At 64.8% G+C, this 18,475-nt stretch carries 23 protein-coding genes and 1 tRNA gene; all 24 read right to left on the reverse strand.

The features are described from left to right. Positions 1–4 precede the first annotated feature (4 nt). On the reverse strand, positions 5–220 hold the full coding sequence (locus tag THIX_RS17765) for a hypothetical protein (RefSeq protein ID WP_146748609.1): 216 nt from the start codon (positions 218–220) through the stop codon (positions 5–7). Between the two features lie 86 nt (positions 221–306). Continuing rightward, the gene (locus tag THIX_RS17770) at positions 307–666 is read right to left on the reverse strand and encodes a hypothetical protein (protein ID WP_146748610.1); all 360 of its coding nucleotides are present in this window, start codon (positions 664–666) and stop codon (positions 307–309) included. Between the two features lie 91 nt (positions 667–757). After that, the gene (locus THIX_RS17775) at positions 758–1,222 is read right to left on the reverse strand and encodes a DUF6573 family protein (protein ID WP_112486780.1); all 465 of its coding nucleotides are present in this window, start codon (positions 1,220–1,222) and stop codon (positions 758–760) included. A gap of 25 nt (positions 1,223–1,247) precedes the next feature. Next, a complete protein-coding gene (locus THIX_RS17780; RefSeq protein WP_112487249.1) occupies positions 1,248–1,529 on the reverse strand; it encodes a hypothetical protein in 282 nt (93 codons plus the stop codon). Positions 1,530–2,092: 563 nt separating this feature from the next. Further along, the gene (locus tag THIX_RS17785) at positions 2,093–3,577 is read right to left on the reverse strand and encodes a hypothetical protein (protein ID WP_158540940.1); all 1,485 of its coding nucleotides are present in this window, start codon (positions 3,575–3,577) and stop codon (positions 2,093–2,095) included. A 78-nt stretch (positions 3,578–3,655) separates the two neighbouring features. Beyond that, positions 3,656–4,177 carry a hypothetical protein gene (locus THIX_RS17790; protein ID WP_112487251.1) on the reverse strand — a complete coding sequence of 174 codons (522 nt, stop codon included), beginning with the start codon at positions 4,175–4,177 and terminating at the stop codon, positions 3,656–3,658. A 191-nt stretch (positions 4,178–4,368) separates the two neighbouring features. Then, positions 4,369–4,668, reverse strand: a complete 300-nt coding sequence (locus tag THIX_RS17795; RefSeq protein ID WP_112487252.1) for a hypothetical protein — start codon at positions 4,666–4,668, stop codon at positions 4,369–4,371. A 10-nt stretch (positions 4,669–4,678) separates the two neighbouring features. Next, positions 4,679–5,524 (reverse strand): hypothetical protein, encoded by an 846-nt coding sequence (locus THIX_RS17800; protein WP_112487253.1) that lies wholly within the window; start codon positions 5,522–5,524, stop codon positions 4,679–4,681. Between the two features lie 1,079 nt (positions 5,525–6,603). Then, complete coding sequence (locus THIX_RS17805; RefSeq protein WP_112487254.1) at positions 6,604–6,843, reverse strand: hypothetical protein; 240 nt, start codon at positions 6,841–6,843, stop codon at positions 6,604–6,606. 22 nt (positions 6,844–6,865) lie between these two features. Then, positions 6,866–7,609: a helix-turn-helix transcriptional regulator gene (gene mobC / locus THIX_RS17810; RefSeq protein WP_112487255.1), complete on the reverse strand. Its 744-nt coding sequence runs from the start codon at positions 7,607–7,609 to the stop codon at positions 6,866–6,868. Between the two features lie 46 nt (positions 7,610–7,655). Beyond that, on the reverse strand, positions 7,656–9,224 hold the full coding sequence (locus tag THIX_RS17815; RefSeq protein WP_112487256.1) for a type IV secretory system conjugative DNA transfer family protein: 1,569 nt from the start codon (positions 9,222–9,224) through the stop codon (positions 7,656–7,658). Beyond that, on the reverse strand, positions 9,217–9,573 hold the full coding sequence (locus tag THIX_RS17820; RefSeq protein WP_112487257.1) for a hypothetical protein: 357 nt from the start codon (positions 9,571–9,573) through the stop codon (positions 9,217–9,219). Before THIX_RS17820 ends, THIX_RS17815 begins: the two co-directional genes overlap by 8 nt. Before the next feature lie 2 nt (positions 9,574–9,575). Then, the gene (locus THIX_RS17825; protein ID WP_112487258.1) at positions 9,576–9,800 is read right to left on the reverse strand and encodes a hypothetical protein; all 225 of its coding nucleotides are present in this window, start codon (positions 9,798–9,800) and stop codon (positions 9,576–9,578) included. A gap of 2 nt (positions 9,801–9,802) precedes the next feature. Next, a complete protein-coding gene (locus tag THIX_RS23560; protein ID WP_158540941.1) occupies positions 9,803–9,949 on the reverse strand; it encodes a hypothetical protein in 147 nt (48 codons plus the stop codon). 16 nt (positions 9,950–9,965) lie between these two features. After that, complete coding sequence (locus tag THIX_RS17830) at positions 9,966–10,418, reverse strand: hypothetical protein (protein ID WP_146748611.1); 453 nt, start codon at positions 10,416–10,418, stop codon at positions 9,966–9,968. Between the two features lie 103 nt (positions 10,419–10,521). Beyond that, positions 10,522–11,514: an ABC transporter substrate-binding protein gene (locus THIX_RS17835; RefSeq protein ID WP_158540942.1), complete on the reverse strand. Its 993-nt coding sequence runs from the start codon at positions 11,512–11,514 to the stop codon at positions 10,522–10,524. Between the two features lie 156 nt (positions 11,515–11,670). Beyond that, positions 11,671–13,173, reverse strand: a complete 1,503-nt coding sequence (locus tag THIX_RS17840; protein WP_112487261.1) for a phage/plasmid primase, P4 family — start codon at positions 13,171–13,173, stop codon at positions 11,671–11,673. A gap of 2 nt (positions 13,174–13,175) precedes the next feature. Beyond that, a complete protein-coding gene (locus THIX_RS17845; RefSeq protein WP_112487262.1) occupies positions 13,176–13,598 on the reverse strand; it encodes a hypothetical protein in 423 nt (140 codons plus the stop codon). Between the two features lie 35 nt (positions 13,599–13,633). Continuing rightward, positions 13,634–13,843, reverse strand: a complete 210-nt coding sequence (locus THIX_RS17850; RefSeq protein WP_112487263.1) for a hypothetical protein — start codon at positions 13,841–13,843, stop codon at positions 13,634–13,636. Beyond that, complete coding sequence (locus tag THIX_RS24980) at positions 13,840–14,181, reverse strand: helix-turn-helix domain-containing protein (RefSeq protein WP_112487264.1); 342 nt, start codon at positions 14,179–14,181, stop codon at positions 13,840–13,842. Before THIX_RS24980 ends, THIX_RS17850 begins: the two co-directional genes overlap by 4 nt. Positions 14,182–14,732: 551 nt before the next feature. After that, positions 14,733–14,809: transfer RNA gene (locus tag THIX_RS17860), tRNA-Arg, on the reverse strand. A 91-nt stretch (positions 14,810–14,900) separates the two neighbouring features. Then, positions 14,901–15,107: a heavy-metal-associated domain-containing protein gene (locus THIX_RS17865; protein ID WP_112487265.1), complete on the reverse strand. Its 207-nt coding sequence runs from the start codon at positions 15,105–15,107 to the stop codon at positions 14,901–14,903. Positions 15,108–15,149: 42 nt separating this feature from the next. Beyond that, entirely contained in the window at positions 15,150–17,765 is a 2,616-nt protein-coding gene (locus THIX_RS17870; protein WP_112488453.1) for a heavy metal translocating P-type ATPase, read from the reverse strand. Between the two features lie 103 nt (positions 17,766–17,868). Next, complete coding sequence (locus tag THIX_RS17875) at positions 17,869–18,279, reverse strand: heavy metal-responsive transcriptional regulator (RefSeq protein ID WP_112487266.1); 411 nt, start codon at positions 18,277–18,279, stop codon at positions 17,869–17,871. Positions 18,280–18,475 lie beyond the last annotated feature (196 nt).

Genomic DNA, 18,475 nt, shown 5'->3' on the forward strand with positions numbered 1-18,475 from the left:
GCGGTCAGTGCAGCGGGATGCCGAGAAAGGCCGCAGCGGCGAGCACAAATGGGGCGGCGATGGTCGTGCAGGTCAGGGCGATGAATGCCAGGGCGAACGCGGCCATGAACGTGTTGAAGATCGAGGCGAAAAACGCGGCCCGGCGCATGGCGCGGCGCTTGATGTCCCACGCGCGGGCCTCGGCGAGAAATTGGGCGGGGGTGATGGTTTTGTAGGTCATGGCTTGCTCCTGGTGGTCGTGGTGCCCGGCACGGCGGCCGGGCATCGCCGGGGTTCGATGCAACGCCCGGCCTTCTCGTCCTTCAATCAGACTTCCAACACCCGCAGCTTCTTGGCTTCGTAGAAATCGGCGTCCTCGATTTCAGGCATTGCCGCCGAGCAGATCACCAGTTCGCCGTGCAGATGCTCTTTTGCGGCCGCAATCGCCCAGCCGGGGATGCCTGCGGCCTCCGCAATCTTGTCGTACTCGTCTTGCATCTCATCAATGCTTTCCGGATCGAAATCATCACTGATTTCGACGCCCTCAAATGATGAGAAGTACGCAAGCTTTTCCGTTTCCGGGTCGCTCGGGTCGAGAGACACAATCGCCCGCCCGACGCAACGCGGGTCGTATCCAAGTTGGCAGATGGATTCAGGAAGGTTGACTTGTTGTTGAGCGGCCATCATTTCAAAACTCCTTGAGTTGGTTTGCCGCTGTGCCGCGCGGCCCGGTCTTACATGCATTCAGCACCAGGCGAAATCGCCTGGCTTTTAGGGGTCAGTCCTCACCCGGCAGCATCACCGTGATGACCGGCTCGCCTGCGTCGCCAGGGCCGACCTGCAGCTTCAATGTCGTCAGGCGTGGCCGCACGCCCCGGCCTTCGCGGGGAATGCGCAGGACTTGAAACAAGATCGGGTCGCGGCCATCGTGCCCGTGACGCAGTCCTGCGCGGATCGCGCGCGATGCCATCCACACGACATCCCAAAGCCTGCCGGATTCGGACTGCCAGCACGCCCCGCCACCCTTGCGCTTGTCGTCGGCATCCGTCCAGGCGCAGGCGTCGCTCCATGTGGCGCTGGTGAGGGCCACAGGCCACACGATGCCAGCCTCGCGCGCGGTGGTGCTGACATCGATCAGCATGCCGTCCTCGATGGCCTGGGCGCGGGTGTAGGAGTAGATCGGCTTGCCGAACAGGTCGGCCAGGGCGGCGGGGCTGGTGGCGTGCGTGGTTTCGGTGCTCATGGTTTGCTCCGGGTGGTGGTTGAAATCAGTTCAAGACGGTCTTGAAGCCGAGGTCGCAAAGCTGCTCAAAACGCTTGGCTGCGTTGCCCTTTGGGTCTTGGGTGATGGTGAACAGAATCTCGGTCTTGGTCACGGTCACGCCCTTGGCTGCGGCCTGCTTTTGCATGAATTCAAGGACTGAATTGATGACGAAGGACGGCAGGTTTGGGGTTGGTTTGGCCTTGCCACCTGCCTGGGTGGAGGCTCGGTCGTGAGTGGCCGTGGAATCGGCTTGCTGGGCGGGGGTGTTGAGGATCGCTGGGTTCATGGCGGTGCTCCTTGTGTGGGGGTGGTTTCTGCCAGGTATGGAGGGCTCATTGGTCGACCTTTCAAGCCGGTGCCGCGAAGCGGCATGAGGGGTTGCGGAAGGCATGACAGGCCGCCAGGCCGCGCAGCGCCCGCTCGCGGGCTGGCGTGACTGACGCCATCCCCGAAAGGCGCAGAAAGTCGCGCCCTCCATGCATGGCAGTCACCCCCATGGGCACGCGAACCCAACAATCCGGCCCGCCCAGCAGGCTGATGCAGCGGCCTGGCGGCGCGGCTTCATCGCGCCGTATCCCTGCCACGGCTTGCCGTGGCACTGGCTGGGCAGTTGTGGGTTGTGATAGCGATGCGGCCCCGCAGGGCTGAGACCCGCAGGGGCTCGGGGCGCAGCCGCAGCAGCGCGGGCCGCAGGCATCACCCTGGTTGCGATGGAGACCTCCGACCGCAGCAGCAAGGCCCACAGCAGGCACCACAGCGGCCCGCAGCACCTTCGCCGCACCGACCTCATGCGCGCCGCCCCGAGCCCGCTGAAGGCATGCCCCGGCGCAGCCGGGGCATGGTCTAGGCTCACCAGCCGATGCTCGCCCCGACCTTGCCCACTGCCGCACCGCTGCCGCCGTTGAAGCCGATGCCCACGGTCCAGGAGACGGGGTACTGGTGGTAAGCAGTGCGGCGGCTGAACGCGATGCCCACGGCGTTCTGCCCGCCGTAGCTGCCAAGGCCAGCCGACAGGCTGTAGCCATCCGGGCCGTAGATCGGGCTGATGTCCAGCGCTGCGGTCATGGCGATGCCTTGGGCGGCGTAGGTGTCGGCTTGGCCCAGCAGGCCCGCCGTGGCTTGCTGCAACTGGCCCAGGTTCACCGCATCGGTCGCTTGCGTGCCGGGCGCCACGTTGGTGATTTGGCGTTGCTGTCCAGCGCTGCCCACGCTCACCGAGTTGGCGCGGTTGGCGACACTGCCTGCACCAAGCGCGACGGAGTTGGTGCCCAGCGCCTGGGCTTGGTAGCCGAGTGCAACCGAGTTGGCCCCTGCGGCGTCGGCCTGGAAGCCAAGGGCCGTTGCGGGGTCGGCATTGGCCTGCGCGCCCTGGCCGATGGCGATGGCGCCCGTGGTATTGGTGTCGGCGGGGTTGGTCGGGGCCGTGATGGTTGCGCCCTGGCCGATGGCAAGGCTGCCCGCATAGCCTGCCGACGCGTCATTGCCTTGCGCGACGGCGCCGGCGGCCGCGGCGGTGTTCGCGCCGCAGACGATGCCGCCCTGCCCGCTGTACTTGCACAGGCCCGATGCCGTGGCCTGGTTGATGAGGTTTTGCAGCGTCGTGATTTGCTGGTTGGTGTAGCTGTTGGCCGTGGTGACCGCGCCGGCGGTCTGGGTGTTGGTGTAGTTGTAGCCAGCCAGGGCTGCGGCGTCGAGCTGGCCGAGGTTGACCGCATCGGTGGCCGCCTGACCTGGGGCCAGGTTGATGATGCGGCGCTGCTGCGATGTGGTGCCGACACTGACAACACCAGTGAGGCCAGAATCATTGCTGCCAGCGCCGAGCGAAACGCTGTCAATTCCTGTGCTCGTGGCTTGATAGCCAAGCGCCACACCAGCAGTGCCCGCGCCGCCTGGCGCGATGGGCACGCTGGCGCCCGCACCAATGGCGACGCCGCCGACACTCGCCGTCGCGTTTTGGCCGACCGCGACTGACGATCCCTGGAGCCCTTGCGCCCCGGCGCCGACCGCCACCGACCCGATGCCCTGGCCGGTGGCCGCAGCGCCAAACGCGGTGCTGCTCTGGTTTGCCAGGCTGCCCGCACCGACGGCTGTCGCGGCACCTTGGTTTGCCTGGGACTGCTGGCCGATGGCGGTGTTGTTGGTCTGGATTGAGGCAAGGGCGCCTGCGCCAGACGCCAGGTTGCCGCTCGTGTCCTGGGTTGTGACATTCCCTGCGCCGCTCACAGTGCCGCCGGCTGTATCGGCATGGGCGGCAGTGCCCAGCGCGGCGGCCAGGGCCAGGGTGAGGGCGAGGGTCAGCGGGGCGAGGGTGAAGCTGCGTTGTTTGGTTTGCATGACGGTTCCTTTTTGGGTGTTGAGGTGCGCCGGCCTGGGCCGGCACATGGATTCAGATGGAAGCGAAATGCGCGTCGATCAGGCCAGCGGCACCACGAGCTGCAGGCCGATGAAGCCCGCGCTGCGCCCTGCGTTCGGCACGGCCACAAGGTTGATGCCATACCCCCGCTGCGAGCGGACTTCCACCAGCGCGGCGGCCATCAAGGGCCGGTCGGGGGCTTCACTGCGGGTGTAGCCGCTGATGACGCCTGCAAGCCCGCCAGCGGCCATGCTGAAGCCCGCAGGCAGGGCGATGTGCAGCGGGGTGTAGGTGGCTGTGGCGTAGACCGACGTGCGGCTGTAGCTGTTTTTGTAGAAGCCTGCCGCGAACCCCGAGTTCGAGGTGCAGTGGTACTCGAAGCCAAGCCCTGGGTTGTCCTGGTTCAGGCTGTCGCGCGCCCACTGCCTGGTGTGATAGCTGGTGGTGCTGATGTCCAGCGCCCAGCGCGACGGGGTGGACGCGACTGCGGCGGGTGTGGCCGGCAGCGTGTCGGCATGGGCGGTGCCCAGCGCGGCGACGAGCGCCAGGGCGATGATGGTGAGGGCGTGTTTGGTTTGCATGGCGTGGTCCTTTCGGTGGAGCCTGGGAATCCAGGCTCTCAGGACCATTCGGGGCCATGCGAAATGCGACAGCAGCGGTGAAAAAGCCCGCACGCGGCGGGCTGGGTGGTGGGCAGGGACCGCCCCCAAACCGTCAGGCGAACCCTTTGCGAAACGGTTTGGAATAGGGTTTGCGCAAGTGCTTGATCGGGCTACGACTTGTGCAGTCGCTGGCGCAGGTCGGCCAGGCCAAGCCAGAACAGAGCGCCGAGCACGGCGCCAGCCCAGGCCCACCTTGGCCCAAGAACCTTGTAGGCCGCAAGGGCGAACACTGCCGCGAAGACCAGACTGCCTCGGATCAGCGTCGGTGCAGCGCGCTTGAGCGCAAGCCAGGCCAGCAGGCCCGCCAGCGCCCCGCCCAAGGCCCAGGCAGGGCCGGCGAGCTCGCCGGTGATCAGGAACCCAGCAGCGGCGGCGAGCACTTCGAGTTTGAGAAGACGGTGGCGCATCATGGCCGTCTCCTTACCGCCGGGCCGCCGGCCACATGGGCACCATGGCCGTGGGCAAGCTCGCGGCCTGGGGCTTGATGTAGAAGTCAAGCACGGGCGCTGCGCCGCCGTCGGTCGTCGCTTTCGTGTCGAGGATGGCCTCGATGGTGTGCAGCCCAGCCGCGAGGTTGACGGTCGATGAGGCGGTCACAGGCGGCGCGTTCGGCGTCCAGATGGCGTTGTATTTGCGCGCCAATGAGACCTGCGTGTCGGCCCGGTCGTCGAGGGTCAAGCGGACCTCGCCGGAGGCTTTGCCACCCAGCACAGCGGTGAGCAGGTAGGAGCCGGAGGTTGGAACATCGAAGTCAAAGTTGTAGGCAAGACGCGCCGGTTGGCCTGGGGTGATGAACGGGGCAATCGAGCTCGGGATGGCGCCGGAAAAACTGGCGCTCGGCGAGGACTGGATGATGGTGCCGATCAGCTGAGCCGGCAGGCTCGCGGGGTCTTGACCCTGCACGGCTTGGACGGACTCCACACGCAATTGCCACGCCCCGGACTCAATGACCTGGTTGGGGCTCAAGGTCAGCGCGGGGAGCTCGGCTTGCATCAGGGATGCGGGCGAAGAAGCTGGGACGGCTGCAACCTTGGCGGGGGCCGTGGTGGATGAAGCGACCGGCTGCTTCGGCGGCGAGGCCGCCGCCAGCGGCGCGGGCGCTGCGGGATGTGGGGCGCTCTGGCTCGGCACGATGATGGCGGCCAAGACGAAGACGACGAGGAAGGCGAGCGCGAGGTAAATGATGAAGGGCTCGACGCCGACGCGCTGGGCGAAGGCGTCGAGCCGAGCGCGTGCAGCGCTGATGTGGTTGTTGATGTCTGACATGATTGCTCCTGGTGGTTGAAGGTGAATGCGGGGTCCGCCCGCACATCCATTCAGCGGCATGCGAAATGCGCGGCGAGATGGTTGGTGCGAGATCAGGCGGTGGGCAACCGAGCAACCTTGGCTTGCACGTCGCGTTGTCCACGGCCTGGGTCTGGGCCGCAGGCCCTTGCCTTTGGCGAGCATCCCGCCCGCAGGGCGTTGCCTATTGGCAAGCATCGGGCCGTCAGGCCCTCTTCGGGCGCGGCCCGTCTGCCCTGCATGTGACGGGATGCGAGCAAGCGCCGCTGGCAGTGGCGTGTGGGTGGCGCACGGTTTGCCACAGCGACGCGATGCGGGCGTGTGGTCGAGGCTTGGCTTGGTGCCGGGCCGCAGTGCCCGGCTTGCCTGGTGCCGGTCGTCCAGACCGGCTTGCTTCGGGGGGGCCGCGTGAAGGCGAGTGGACACAGCGGGGCTTGGCAAGCGACAGCGCGGCCGAGTCCCGATGTGACCGAGCCAGGCGACCCCAAGGGCGCCGGTTCACGTGGGGGCAGAGCCCGCACGGCACAAGCGAGGGTCGTCCGAAGGACGTTCCCTCAGCGCAGGTCGGGCCGCCGAACCCGCCAGGGTGAGGTGGAGCCGAGCCACGGGACGCCCCCTAGGGCGGACTGGGGCCGAGGGCAGGTTCACCGCCCGAAGCCGAGCTCCCCCTGGGGAGCGAGTGCGCGCGAAGCGCGGCCCGCCGATCTGCCCATGATTTAGGCAGACAGAGGAATAAGGGCCGCGCTTCGCGCGCACTCGCTCCCTGGAGCGGGGTCGTGCCGTGCCCGCAGTGGCGGTTTCAGAGCGGGGGCGAGGCCGTCCAGGCCGAGATTGACCCGGTGCCCCCCAGGGCACGCGCGCAGCGCGAGGGGCAATTTACCCCGCTCTGAAGCCGTGCCTTCATGCGCTTTCTCGCGCCGCTCGCTTGCGCCGCCCTTCTTGCTCCACGGCAAACCGCAAGACAAGAGGCGCGAGGGCTGTAAACAGGCGTATATACGGCTGTATGCGCCGGGCAGCAAAAAGCCCGCATGAAGCGGGCTTGGGGCAGACGGGAAGGAAGGCTACGAGGCGGCCTGCTGGCGGTCGTGCGCAGCACGTTCCGCCCCCGCATTGGCAAGCTCGGCGCGGGCTGATTTGACCGCTGCGGCCAGGGCCTTCACGCACACATCGCTGGCGTCGAACACGAACCCCGCGCGGTCCGCATCGGCCTGCAGAGCCTGCAACTGTTGATGCAGTTCCGTGGGCAAACGCAGTGACATGGCGGCGGTTTTGGTCGGGGCTTTGGGCTTCAGGATGCTCATGATTTCTCCTTCGGATGGCGGGTTAAGAAAGCGATTCTGTAAACGTTTTGTACACAGTGAAGGCGAGATTCGCGTGATGTTTGGCGGGGTCGATCTTGGTGTCGATGCCCGCAATCTGCACGCGCCTGACGCCAAGGATCAGGCGCTGCACGCGGTCGCGTGTGACCTCGTCGGGCGAGCTCCAGATCACGCGGCCCCACTTGCCTTGATGCATGGCCGTCAGGTGGCCGGCCAGCACGTTGCGGTAGGCTTTCGGGCTCTTGACGCTGCGCTCGATCTCCACGGCAACACGATGGCCGGTGGCCGTCAGGAGCACGGCGTCGGGCTTCTTGACCCCGGCTTTCGTTGCCGCCAGACGGTCGCCTGAAATCCACTGCTTGACCTTGCCGCTGTGTACAGCTTGTATACGCGCACGCTGCACAGCCAGCGTGTGTTTGAGTGTCACGAGGCTGAATCGGGCGGGCTCGAAATGACGCTCGATCGGGTCTTCGCTCGCCGGGTCGAACGCCATGGACTGGCCGCGCGACGTGATGCCCACAACCCAGAACGTCGCCAGGCCATCGCCCAGCGCAATCGGGTGCCGCTTGACCAGCCCGGCGCGTTCCAAGGTGGAGACAGTGGCGCGCGAAGCCCGCGCTTCCACGCCCAAAAGTTCGGCGATCACCTGCGGCGATGTGTACAACTCATCGCGCAAAAAACGGAGAATCGCGGTGCGCTTTTCTTCTGCGCGCGCGGCGCGGATTTTGGGGTCGGTGATGATGGGCATGTGTACACCTTGTATACGTTGCCCCCGGCCAGCGCCGGGGTTTGGGTCACTTCAAAAGGTCGTCGAGGCTGTCGGCGCCGACCTGTTCGGCCTGGGCTTCGGGTTCCTCTTGATGTGATTCAGCATCAAGCGAAACCGTCGGCGCGGCGGGCTTCTCGACGCGCAACGGCTCCGGCGTCTGGCCGGCCTGGAGCCAGCGGGTCGAGAGAAAGAAGGCCGTCCCCAGCCCGAACACCACGCCCACTGATGCCTGGTCGCCCACGGGCTTTGGCAGGTGGCTGAACACATGTGGCGGCATGAATTCGCGGCTGGCATGCGTCCACGATGTGTTGGTGCTCCCGCCGTTGTCGTTCTGGCTGCTGCTCATGGTCTGCACGTCGGCGCGCTGTGCGCCGGCCAGCCGCGAAAGCTCCAAGGCCGTCGCTGAATCGAGCATCTTGTAGGCGAACTTGATGCCCGAGTTGCCCCAGATCGCGCCCCGCACAGCCTTGGGGCTCAAGCCAGGGCAATCGTCGAGATCGCCGAGGCTCTGGTGCGCAAACATCAGGTGCGAATTGCGGTCACGGATGGTGCCTGCGGCGCGTAGGGCAGCGGGCGACAGCAGATATTTCAGTTCGTCAAGAAACAAGCAAACCGGCTTTGACTTGTCGCGCCGGTCTTCCAGCACCTGCAACAAGCGCTGCAAAAGCAGCTTTTGAGCGGCGGCGACCTCAAGTTTGGTCGTGCTGCCCATGACATACAAAACGACCCCGCCATCTTCTTCCAGCAGCGCCGCCAGGTCGATGCCCTGCTCGCGGGTCGCGAACGCCTTCACCCGCCCGAGCTGCCTGAGCTCGCGCCAGAGATTTTCTTTTTCAGTCACTAATTCATCGGCGCCAGCCGCCGTGATGATGTCTTGCATGCTCCGGGCCGGGTCGGCGGCCACGGCTTCGGCAATCCAAGACGTTGCTTCTCGATCCCCTCCCCGGTAAAAATCGACCCCGGCATCGCCCGTTTTGCCGAGCTCCAGGGCCACCTGCAGCAGCTCTTCCACCTGGTCGGGCCGGCATGAATGAAACGGGTTGATCTGGGGGAAGCTCGCCGTGTGCCGCAGGTCAATGACCAAGACCGGGAAGCCATGCTTTTCGCCCATTCGCGCCAGCACGCCGGGTAGCATTTCGTCGGGTTTTGGGTCGAACACCACGACCGCTTCGCCAGATGCAGCCAATTGGCTCAACAGCACGCCGGCCAGGCTCGACTTGCCGACGCCACTTTCTCCCAAGATTTCCAAATGGTTTTTGTCGAGCGTCTGGCGTGGCAAATAGATGGGCTTGCGTTTGCCATCCAGGCCAATGAAGACCCCCTTTTTCAAGTTGATGTATTGCTCGGGGTCGAAGCCCAGGGCCAGGCCTTTCAAATAGGCCGCATCTTCTTCCACGTCCCGGATGCCTGACCGCACATCTCCTGGCGCCGAGGTCATGACCCTCCACCAAAAAATGGCGGCCAGGGCCGCGCCGGCCATCATGACCGCGATGCCCAGCCGCCCATGATTGAAAAGAGAAAGCAGAATGTCTATCGCGAAACTCGCGCCGGCAATAAGCCCGAAGACTTTGAGCGCGCGGAAAAATTTAAGCATTTTCAACTCCTTGTTTCTTGATGCTGAAAAGCGAGGCTGGAATCAGCAGACCAAGAAATCCGCCAGCCGCCGCCGCCTCCAGCGTCTTCGCCCAACCAAATCCGCCAGGCTGCATGCTGGTGTAATACAGCGCAGCCACGGCAAGCGCGCCATGGGTATGCTGGATAAACCAGTGACCCACGCCCAATGCATTCAATGCAGAGCCGAGCGTGAATGAAACCGCTGCGGCGAGCAATTGCTCGTGCGCGAGATAACCCGCGCTCGCGAGTAATGCGCCGAAAATCATGCAAAACAAGGTGGCGCGAATGCGAAAATGCGCCACCCTGATCTTGTCCATTTTGTCGAGCATTTTTATGACTCCTGAATTGAAGTTGGAGGCTGATAGCCAAGCTCGGGCAGATGCTGACGGCGTGAGTAGTCCTGCAGCAGGAAGTCGCCGATTTGTTTGGATGCCTCGGCCAGGTGCGGCGGCAGGACGTGCGCGGCGCGATACCCACACGCGCCCGGCCTTGGGTAATGCTCCACGGTCGCAAGGGCCAGGCCCTCGCGCGTGATTTCAAGCTCGATGTACAGCATGATTACTCCTGGTGCGCGAAAATCACCGCCTGCGCGTGGCGCAATTGCGCGAGCGTTGGCGTGGGCGACAGCAGATAGGTCATGAATACGGCTTGCACAATCTGCATGATCAGCAGCATGGGCAGCCAAAAGCGCAGGTTCTTTTCCATGTTCGATTCTCCGGGTTTAATGTTGCGTAGGGTTGGTCGGTTCGGGATTTTGCGCGGGCGCAACGCGGCGGCGGTCTTGGATTTCACCGAGCATGACATGGAATAAGGCGCGCTCCTTGGCCGTCAGCTTTTCACGAACAAATGAACGATCGGCATCCGACCAGAGCTCGATTTCATAATCACCCGATGCAGCGTGGGTGATTTGAAAATGGCGCGGAGTGCGCGGTGATGGCTTGCTGGCCTCGGTTTTGGCGATTTGCGCGGCGTGGGCGATGATGACGCGCTGCACAGCGGCGGGCGATGTCGCAAAATCACGATTGAACGTCGAGATAATGCCAACAAGCATGTCAAAATCGCGACCCAAGTCCGCAAGCAGGCCAGCGACCGCCTGGCGGTCGCCGTGCGCACTCTGCAAAAATCGGGAATAAATAGCCTGGGCGATTTGGAAGGTTTTATTAGGGGTTTGCATGGTGGTGCTCCTGGTTGGGGGTGTGACGCATGGAAGTTGGGCGCCTACCTACATTCAGGGGCAGGCGAAATGAAAGAAAAGACGGGCAGACGGGGAAGAAGTGTCAGGACAAAACCCAGTCGTCCCAGCCCTTGCACGGCGCAGGCGGTGCCATGCGGACGACCTTGGCACCCGGCGCGCGCAGGGCGGCGACCAGGCGGTCAGCCTGGTGATGGCCTGGGGTGTCGTTGTCCTGCGCCAGGGCGGCGGTCTCGATGCCGAGCTCGTCCACCAGCCAGGCCAGCATCTGCTGCTGGTGTTGGCCCGGGTCGCCGCCGGTGCTCACGACCCAGGCAGGTTTTGAGGCCTGGGCGAGCCGGGCGTGCAGCGCCAGGCCTTTGATGGCGCTTTCTGTCACAACCAGCACGCGGCTTTCAGTTACCGGCGGCAAAATCCAAAGGCCCTTTTTTCCCCTGCTGCCCTTTTTGCTGCGCGCGACATCGGTTTCACGAGGTCCGCGCAGCTCCGCCCACGTCACCGCTTGGTCTGGTTGAACATGAGGGAAAGCCAGATGCACAGCCCTGGGGTAGGGCGGATGGCCTGGCACATGCCCAGCCACGGCGCGCATGGCCAGCGCGTGCTTGATGGTGGATAGGGGAATGCCGCGCTGGCCATGCAGATAGTCGATTGCCCACGCTGGCGCTTCGCACAGCGCCAGCGGCTTGGGAGGCTCCACGGTTGCGGCGGCCGCCTGGGGTGCTGGCAGCGGCATGGAAGCCCGCGCAGGGGCCGCATGACCGCCTGCCAGAGCTTGGCGCAAGGCACGGCGAGCATGGCCGAGATTCGCGCCTTGGTTGATATGCTGGTGCAGCGCGAGCCAGTCTCCACCACCGCCAGCGCCGCGCTTGGTTGGGTGCCAGATCCAGCCGGTGCGCCCCCTGCAGACGGTGATCAGTTCATCTGATGAGGTGCGCCAATAGCTGTAGCCAGCGCCGCCATGCTGGCGCTGCGCGGCTTGGTCATGGGTCAGGCCAAGAATTTCGGCCACGGCCTGGGGTGGCAGTTGGCGCAGGGCGGTAAGTTCGGCGCGGTCGTGGGTGATGGTGGTGGTTTTCATAATTTGCAAATTCCTTCCCGTCTGCCCGTCTTTTTCTGTCCCTTGGTTTGGACGGATGGACGGATTGGACGGATGTTTGGTGGTTTTTCGGTCGGTACGCGCATATGGAGAGAAAACCTTCCAGTAAGCGTCCAATCCGTCCATCCGTCCACGGCATCAGGTGTCGGAGTTGGTTCTCAACCTGATGCCAAACCATCCGCGGTTTCCCTTCGCCTTTCCGGGAGTCAGATTCCGCTCCCTGAGGCGGTCTGCCAGGCTCTTGCTCGACATGGCGCGGTGCCCCATGCTCTCTGCCCACAGGCCGTAGGACTTGTAGAGGTCGGAAGTGCTGGTGAACCACTCGCTTTGCCTGTCGTCTGCCAGGTCTGAAGCTGCGTGCAGCAAGCAATGGTCTTCTAGCCACATCCCCAGCACGTCGCTGTTTTTTCTGTATTCCGCATTGGCAAGCACCAGTGCTCGGGGCAGCTCGCCGAGCCCTTGCTCCAGCCAAAGGTGGAAGCCTTTAACTGCCCAGGCAAGGATGCCCGGCAGCTCAGCGGCCAACTTGTCCAGCAGGCGCTTGTCCTGCCTGTCCTTGGGGATGGTCACAGGGAACGGCACCAACACCACCCTCCTCCAGATGCCGTGGTCTGACCCTGTGATCACGGGGCGATGGTTTGTCACGAGCACAACCTTGAAACGCGGCCTGTATGTGAAAAATTCACGGTGCAGGAATCGCGCGGTGATCTCATCTTCACCCGTCGCTTGCTTGATGATTCCCTCGTCCAAGCGCGCTCCCTCTGCCCCCTCGCTGGCAACCACAAGCCTGGCCTTGTCGAGCGCCGCCAAATCGTTTCTGATTGCATTCTGATCACGCTCGCAAAAAGTCGCGAACTGCACAGTCTGAGAGTAGGTGCCTAGCATTCGCTTGAGCACTTCAACCAGCACAGATTTGCCGTTTGCGCCCGTCCCGTGCATGACCACAAAAATCTGCTCACTCGTCGCGCCCGTTAGGCAGTAGCCAGCGAACTTTTGCAGCCAGTGCCTCACGTCCGGGTCGGGCTGGATTTGAGAGATGAACGCTTCCCATGTCGGGCACGCGACTTCTTCGTCGCCACCTTGCCAGTCGCACCCTGCCTGCCGGGTGACCATGTCTCTTGGCATGCCGGCTCGAAACTCGGTGGTTTCGCCCAGCTCGATCACACCATTGCGGACGCCCAGAAGCATGTCGTCGGCATCGAGGCGGCCTTGCTCCACCGCAAGTCGTGGGTCGGTTGCAGCGAGACTGACCATGGCGTCGAGGCGAGGTTTGGCCTGGCTTTTCTGCGCGTGTCCAAGCAATGCCTGTGCCTCGGCTGCCAGCACCAACGAATAGGCCTTGTCCTGCTCCAGCGCAGCCTCAATTACCAACTTCGAGGCTTCAAGCAGCATGTCCCGCGTGACCTGAATTGCGTTTTGGGTCACCCTGCCGAGCGAATCAGTGTGCCAGCGATGGTCGATAAACTCCATCCACTGCCCCCGCGCGGGAACGTAGATCAGTTGCCCGGCATGGCGCTCGGCGAAACGCCCGGCGTTCGAAACGTCCGTCAGTTCCTTATCTTTGTCTGGCTGATTTAGCGCAGTTGAGGTGCCGCGGTGCGCAGCAACCCTAGTTTTTGTCTGACTTTTGGTTGTCGTCATCGTCAAACCCCGTCACCGTCGAACAGGCACAGCTGCAGTTGCAAGGGCTGCTGGCGCGCAACAACGCTGGGCGCCGCCTTGGCCTGCTGCTGCGCCAGGCGCAACGCACGCTCGCGCAGCTCGGGCAGGTCGTCGAAGCCCCACATGTCGCCGCAGCGCGCCAGCCAGACCAGCCGCTGTGCCAGAATCTGCTGGGCGCGGCGCACGGTGCAGCGGGCCGCGTTGGCAAGCCAGGTGGTGCTGTACAGCACGCGAGCCTGCGCCAGCAGGTCGCGGCGGGCTTCAAGCTCTTGGTTGGCTTCGCCTGGCTGGGGTGTCAGGGCCTGGGCGATGGCGGCCTCTAGCACCCGGTTGCCAGCGCCCAGCGACAGCGATGCGCACGATTTCGGGCCTTGACTGCCGCCAAGGCGGCGGGCGTTGCGCATGGCACTTTTGAGCCTTTGGGCAAGTGTCTGAGAGCTCATACCAGCCCCCGCAGGTCGGCGCCGGCTTCCAGCAACCAGGCCAGCGCGACGATTTCTCCGAGCTGGTCGCCGACCTCAGCGGCCGCAAGGGCTGCGGATTTGGCCTCTGCGGAGAGGGCTTCGAGCGCGGCCCGCGCATGGTGGCGGCGCAGCGCTTCGACTTCTGCAGGGGTAGCGAAGCGGTTGGGGTTGCGGGGGGCGCTCATTTGGCACCCCCTTGCAGGGCAGCGCCCTTGCGCGGCCGGCCCCGACCCCGCCGGGGCGCGGCAGCTGGGGTGGCGGCGGCGGGAGCCGGGTCTTGCTGTTGGGTGCCTTGGGTGCCGAGCGCGTCAACAAACGAGAGTAGGTCGGCAGTGCGCACCATGCGCCGCCCACCGATTTTGACTGTTGGCAGCTGGACTGTGCCAGTGCATAGCCAGTTTCTGACTGTCTGTTGCGCGATACCTAAGGCAGTGGCGCACTCATCTATTGAGATGAGAAGTGGCTGAACTGGTTTTTGCTCGCGAGCTTCGCGCGAGTGTTGGGTTTCGATGCGTGGCGACATGGCCGATCGCTCCTGAAAAGGAAGCGTCCGGCGTGCCTACACGCATCACTCCTACTTTGCAGTAGCAGATCGAACTCAGCAGTCCCGTCGCGCACTGCGCATCTCAGTGCCTTAGTAAATCCCGCTGCGATCTGGGAGGGTTTGTGGTTTTGGACAGCACCACTACCCGCCTCATGGAGCCCTCAATGGCAGACTTTCGTCAATTCTGAGTCCCGAACTCAGCATCCTTTTTTTCTGGCTTGCGAAACCAGCGCTGATTCGTAGCTTACTCTCGCATACCTCAGGATGCAAGTGCTTTTTTAATTCTTGACTAATTTGTCGGTCTAAGTCCACGCAACGGCCCCTCCGTGTTCCGTCCTCGGCGGAACACACCGCACATCATCCGCCTCAATCAATTTTTGGCGCTGGGGACAATGCGGGGACAGTCATGCCGGTATGCAGCGGTACGTTTTGGGACAATCTGGGGACAATTCACGCTCCAGAACCCACAAAAAAACCCACAGTGTCAGTGTGGGTTTGTTCTGTAAATCGTTGATTTATTAGGTATTTATTGGCCTGCCCGACTGGATTCGAACCAGTGACCTACGGCTTAGAAGGCCGTTGCTCTATCCAGCTGAGCTACGGGCAGCAGGGGCATGACGCTGCTGTTTGCAGCCCGCTGAAGTGTAGTGGGGCGTAAGTGGGCACCCAAGTTGCCCGCTGGGCCCCGCAGCGGGGGATCAGGCCTCGGTGGTGGCGGTGTAACCGGCGCGCACCACGGCCTCGACCAAGGCTTGGGTGGGTGCGCTGCCGGTCACCGTGGCACTGGCTTGCTCGAGATTGACATCGGCACTTTGCACACCCGCCACGGACTTGAGGGATTTGGTGACGGCGGCGACGCAATGCTGGCAGGTCATGCCTGTGACGTGAAGCGTGGTGGTTTGCATGGATGATCTCCTGGTGAGGTTGGCGTCAGGGTTGGGCCGGACTCAATGGGCCGGCCTGCTTGCGGGGATGGATGATGGGGCGGCCAATGCCGTGTCGGCCTTCATGCCGCGGCTTGGCGCTGCCGACTGCCAGGCGTGCAGCCGCTTGAGCCGCAAGCTGTTGCCAAGCACAAAGATGGACGACAGCCCCATGGCCACGCCCGCCAGCATGGGGTTGAGGTGCAGGCCCCAGGGTGCGCCGAGGCCGGCGGCAACGGGGATGAGCACCACGTTGTAGGCGAAGGCCCAGAACAGGTTGCCGCGTATGGTGCCCAGGGTGCGGCGTGCGGCGTTCAGAGCGGTGAGCACGCCGGAGAGTTCGCCACGGGTGAGCGTGACATCGGCGGCCTCGATGGCGATGTCGGTGCCGCTGGCAAGCGCCATGCCCACGTCGGCCTGCGCCAGGGCGGGCGCGTCGTTGATGCCGTCTCCGACGAACAGCACGCGCCGGCCCTGTGCCTGCAAGGCCTTCACGACATCGGCCTTGCCCGCGGGCAGCACATCGGCATGCACGCTGGCACTGGCAATGCCCAGTTGCCGCGCCACGGCCTGTGCGGTGCGCGCAGCGTCGCCGGTGACGAGTTCCACCCGCAGCTTGTGTGCCTGCAGCGCTGCCACCAGCGCGGCGGCGTCAGGCTTGATGGGGTCGGTGATGCCCAGCACGCCGACCACCTGGCCGGCGCGCATGACGAACACCGCCGTCTGGCCCTCGGCCTGCAGCCGCTCCACTTCCGCTGCGGCGGGGCCGGGGTCGATGCCTTGTTGGGTGACGAAGCGCAAGGCGCCCACAGCGACCTTCGCGCCTTCAACCTCGGCATGGGCGCCATAACCGGCAACAGCGGAGAACTGTGTGGCCGTTGGCACTTGGGCGTCGCGCTCGGTGGCGGCTTGCAGCACGGCATGCGCCAGCGGGTGTTCCGAAATGGCTTCAACCGCCGCGGCCCAGCGCAGCACATCGGCTTCGCGCGTGCCCGGAGCAGCCCAGATGGCACCGAGGGCGGGTCGACCGAGGGTGACGGTGCCGGTCTTGTCGAGCAGCACGGTGTCCACGTTCGACAGCGTCTCCAGCGCCTCGCCCTTGCGGAACAGCACGCCGAGCTCAGCGGCGCGGCCGGTGCCCACCATGATGGCGGCCGGCGTGGCCAGGCCCATGGCGCAGGGGCAGGCGACGACCAGCACGGCCACGGCCGCAAGCAAGGCGTGGCTGATGGCGGGCGCTGGCCCGATGACGAGCCAGACGACGAAACTGAGCAGCGCGATGAGCAGCACCGCCGGGGTGAACACCCGCACCACACGGTCCGCCAGGCCCTGGATGGGCAATTTGCCTCCCTGGGCCTGCTCCACCAGCCGGATGATTTGCGCCAGCACCGTGCCCTGCCCCACCGAGGTGGCCCGCACCACCAGCATGCCCTGCTGATTGACGGTGCCGGCGCGCACGCCATCGCCCGGATGTTTGGCGGTGGGAATGGGCTCACCGCTGAGCATGGATTCGTCCACATGCGAACCGCCTTCGACCACCTCGCCGTCCACCGGCAGGCGCTCGCCGGGACGCACGATGACCAGATCACCCTGCTGCACGTCGGCGATGGGAACGGTCAGTTCGGCGCCGTCTCGCCGCACCCTGGCGTCCTTGGCCTGCAGCCGCGCCAGGGCGCGAATCGCAGCCGAGGTGCGGCCCTTCGCCACCTCCTCCAGATACTTGCCGAACAGCACCGCGGCGATGACCACCGCAGCCGAGTCGAAGTACACATGGCGCGCATCCGGCGGCAGCAGGCCGGGGGCTGCCAGCACCACGATGCCGAACAACCAGGCCGCGCCCGCGCCGGTGGCGACGAGCGAGTTCATGTCAGGTGACAAATGCCGGTAAGCCGCCCAGCCGGGCCGGAAAAAGCGTCGCCCGGGGCCGAACAACACGGCCGTGGTGAGCACGGCCTGCACCCAGTCCCAGAAGCGGGGAATGGCGGCGGGCGCCGTGGCGTCGAGCACGGCCATGAAGCCATGCCAAACCATGCCGCCCATGGACAGCACCAGCACCGGCAAAGCCAGCGCCAGCGCCAGCCAGACGTCGCGGCGCATGGCCTGCAATTGGCGCTGCTTGTGCTCGACCTGGTCGGCGGCGGCCGCGGCGCCGTCGGCATCCGCCAGGCTGGCGGTGTAGCCGGCATCTGCCACAGCGCGAATCAGCGCGGCCGGCTGCACGCTGGCCGGGATGTATTGCACGCTGGCACGCTCGGTGGCCAGGTTGACGCTGGCAGCCAGCACGCCGGGCAAGGCCAGCAGCGCACGCTCCACCCGGCCGACGCAGGAAGCACAGGTCATGCCTTGCACCAGCAACGTGGCCTCGGCGGTGCGCGGGGCATAACCGGTGTCGCGCACCATCTCCACCAATTGCTGCGGCCGCACCTGGCGGGGGTCGAAACGCAACTGCGCCTGCTCGGTGGCCAGGTTGACCGTGGCCTGCACCCCGGGCATGGCGCTGAGCGCGCGTTCCACCCGGCTGCTGCAGGAGGCGCAGCTCATGCCGTCGATGTCGAGTCGCAGCTCGCAGACCTCGGCCGCATCGGCAGAAGAAATGGGCGAGGTCGGTGTGTTGCTCTGTGTCGTACCGTTTGTGTTCATGATGGTTTCCTGTGTCACCCTCGTGAGAAGACGCCGGGCCGCCCCAAGTTCTCTCATCCCCTCGGGGGGCCTGACGCAAAGCGGCAGGTCTGGGGGAGCCCTCTCAAGCCTGGGGTTCGCGGGTCAGGGCCGCGAGGATGGGGCATTCGGCGGCGGCGCCATGTCCGGGGCAAGTTTCGGCCAGCGCCACCAGACCCGCTTTGAGCTGGCGCAAATCGTCGAGCCGGGCATCGATCTGCGCCACGCGCTGCTGCACGATGGCTTTGACCATGCCCATGTCGGAGTCGGCATCAGCGTGCAGGCCGAGCAACTCGCGGATTTCCGGCAGCGAAAACCCCAGCGCCTGAGCGCGGCGAATGAAGCGCAGGCGTTGCGCCGCGGTCTGGTCGTACAGCCGGTAGTTGGAAGCGCTGCGCCGGCTCGGCGCAATCAACCCCAGGCGCTCGTAATGCCGCAGGGTTTCAGTGGCCAGCCCGTTGTCGTGGGCGAGCTTGCCGATGGTCATGGTGTTCATGATGAGGTGTCCTCCCGATTGAGTCATGCAAGACTGGGCGCGGCAAGTGGCAGCTGTCGGCAGACGTGATCCATATCAAGCATTATAGTCGGCTGTAATGTTGATAGATTGGGCTGGATTTCGCCTTGTTGCGCACAAGGTCAAGCATGCTTGGAACGAGTGCGGCGCGACGCGGCCAACGAAGGCGCTGCGCCAG

Origin of the sequence: Thiomonas sp. X19 (genome assembly GCF_900089495.1) — a bacterium.
GTDB lineage: Bacteria > Pseudomonadota > Gammaproteobacteria > Burkholderiales > Burkholderiaceae_C > Thiomonas_A.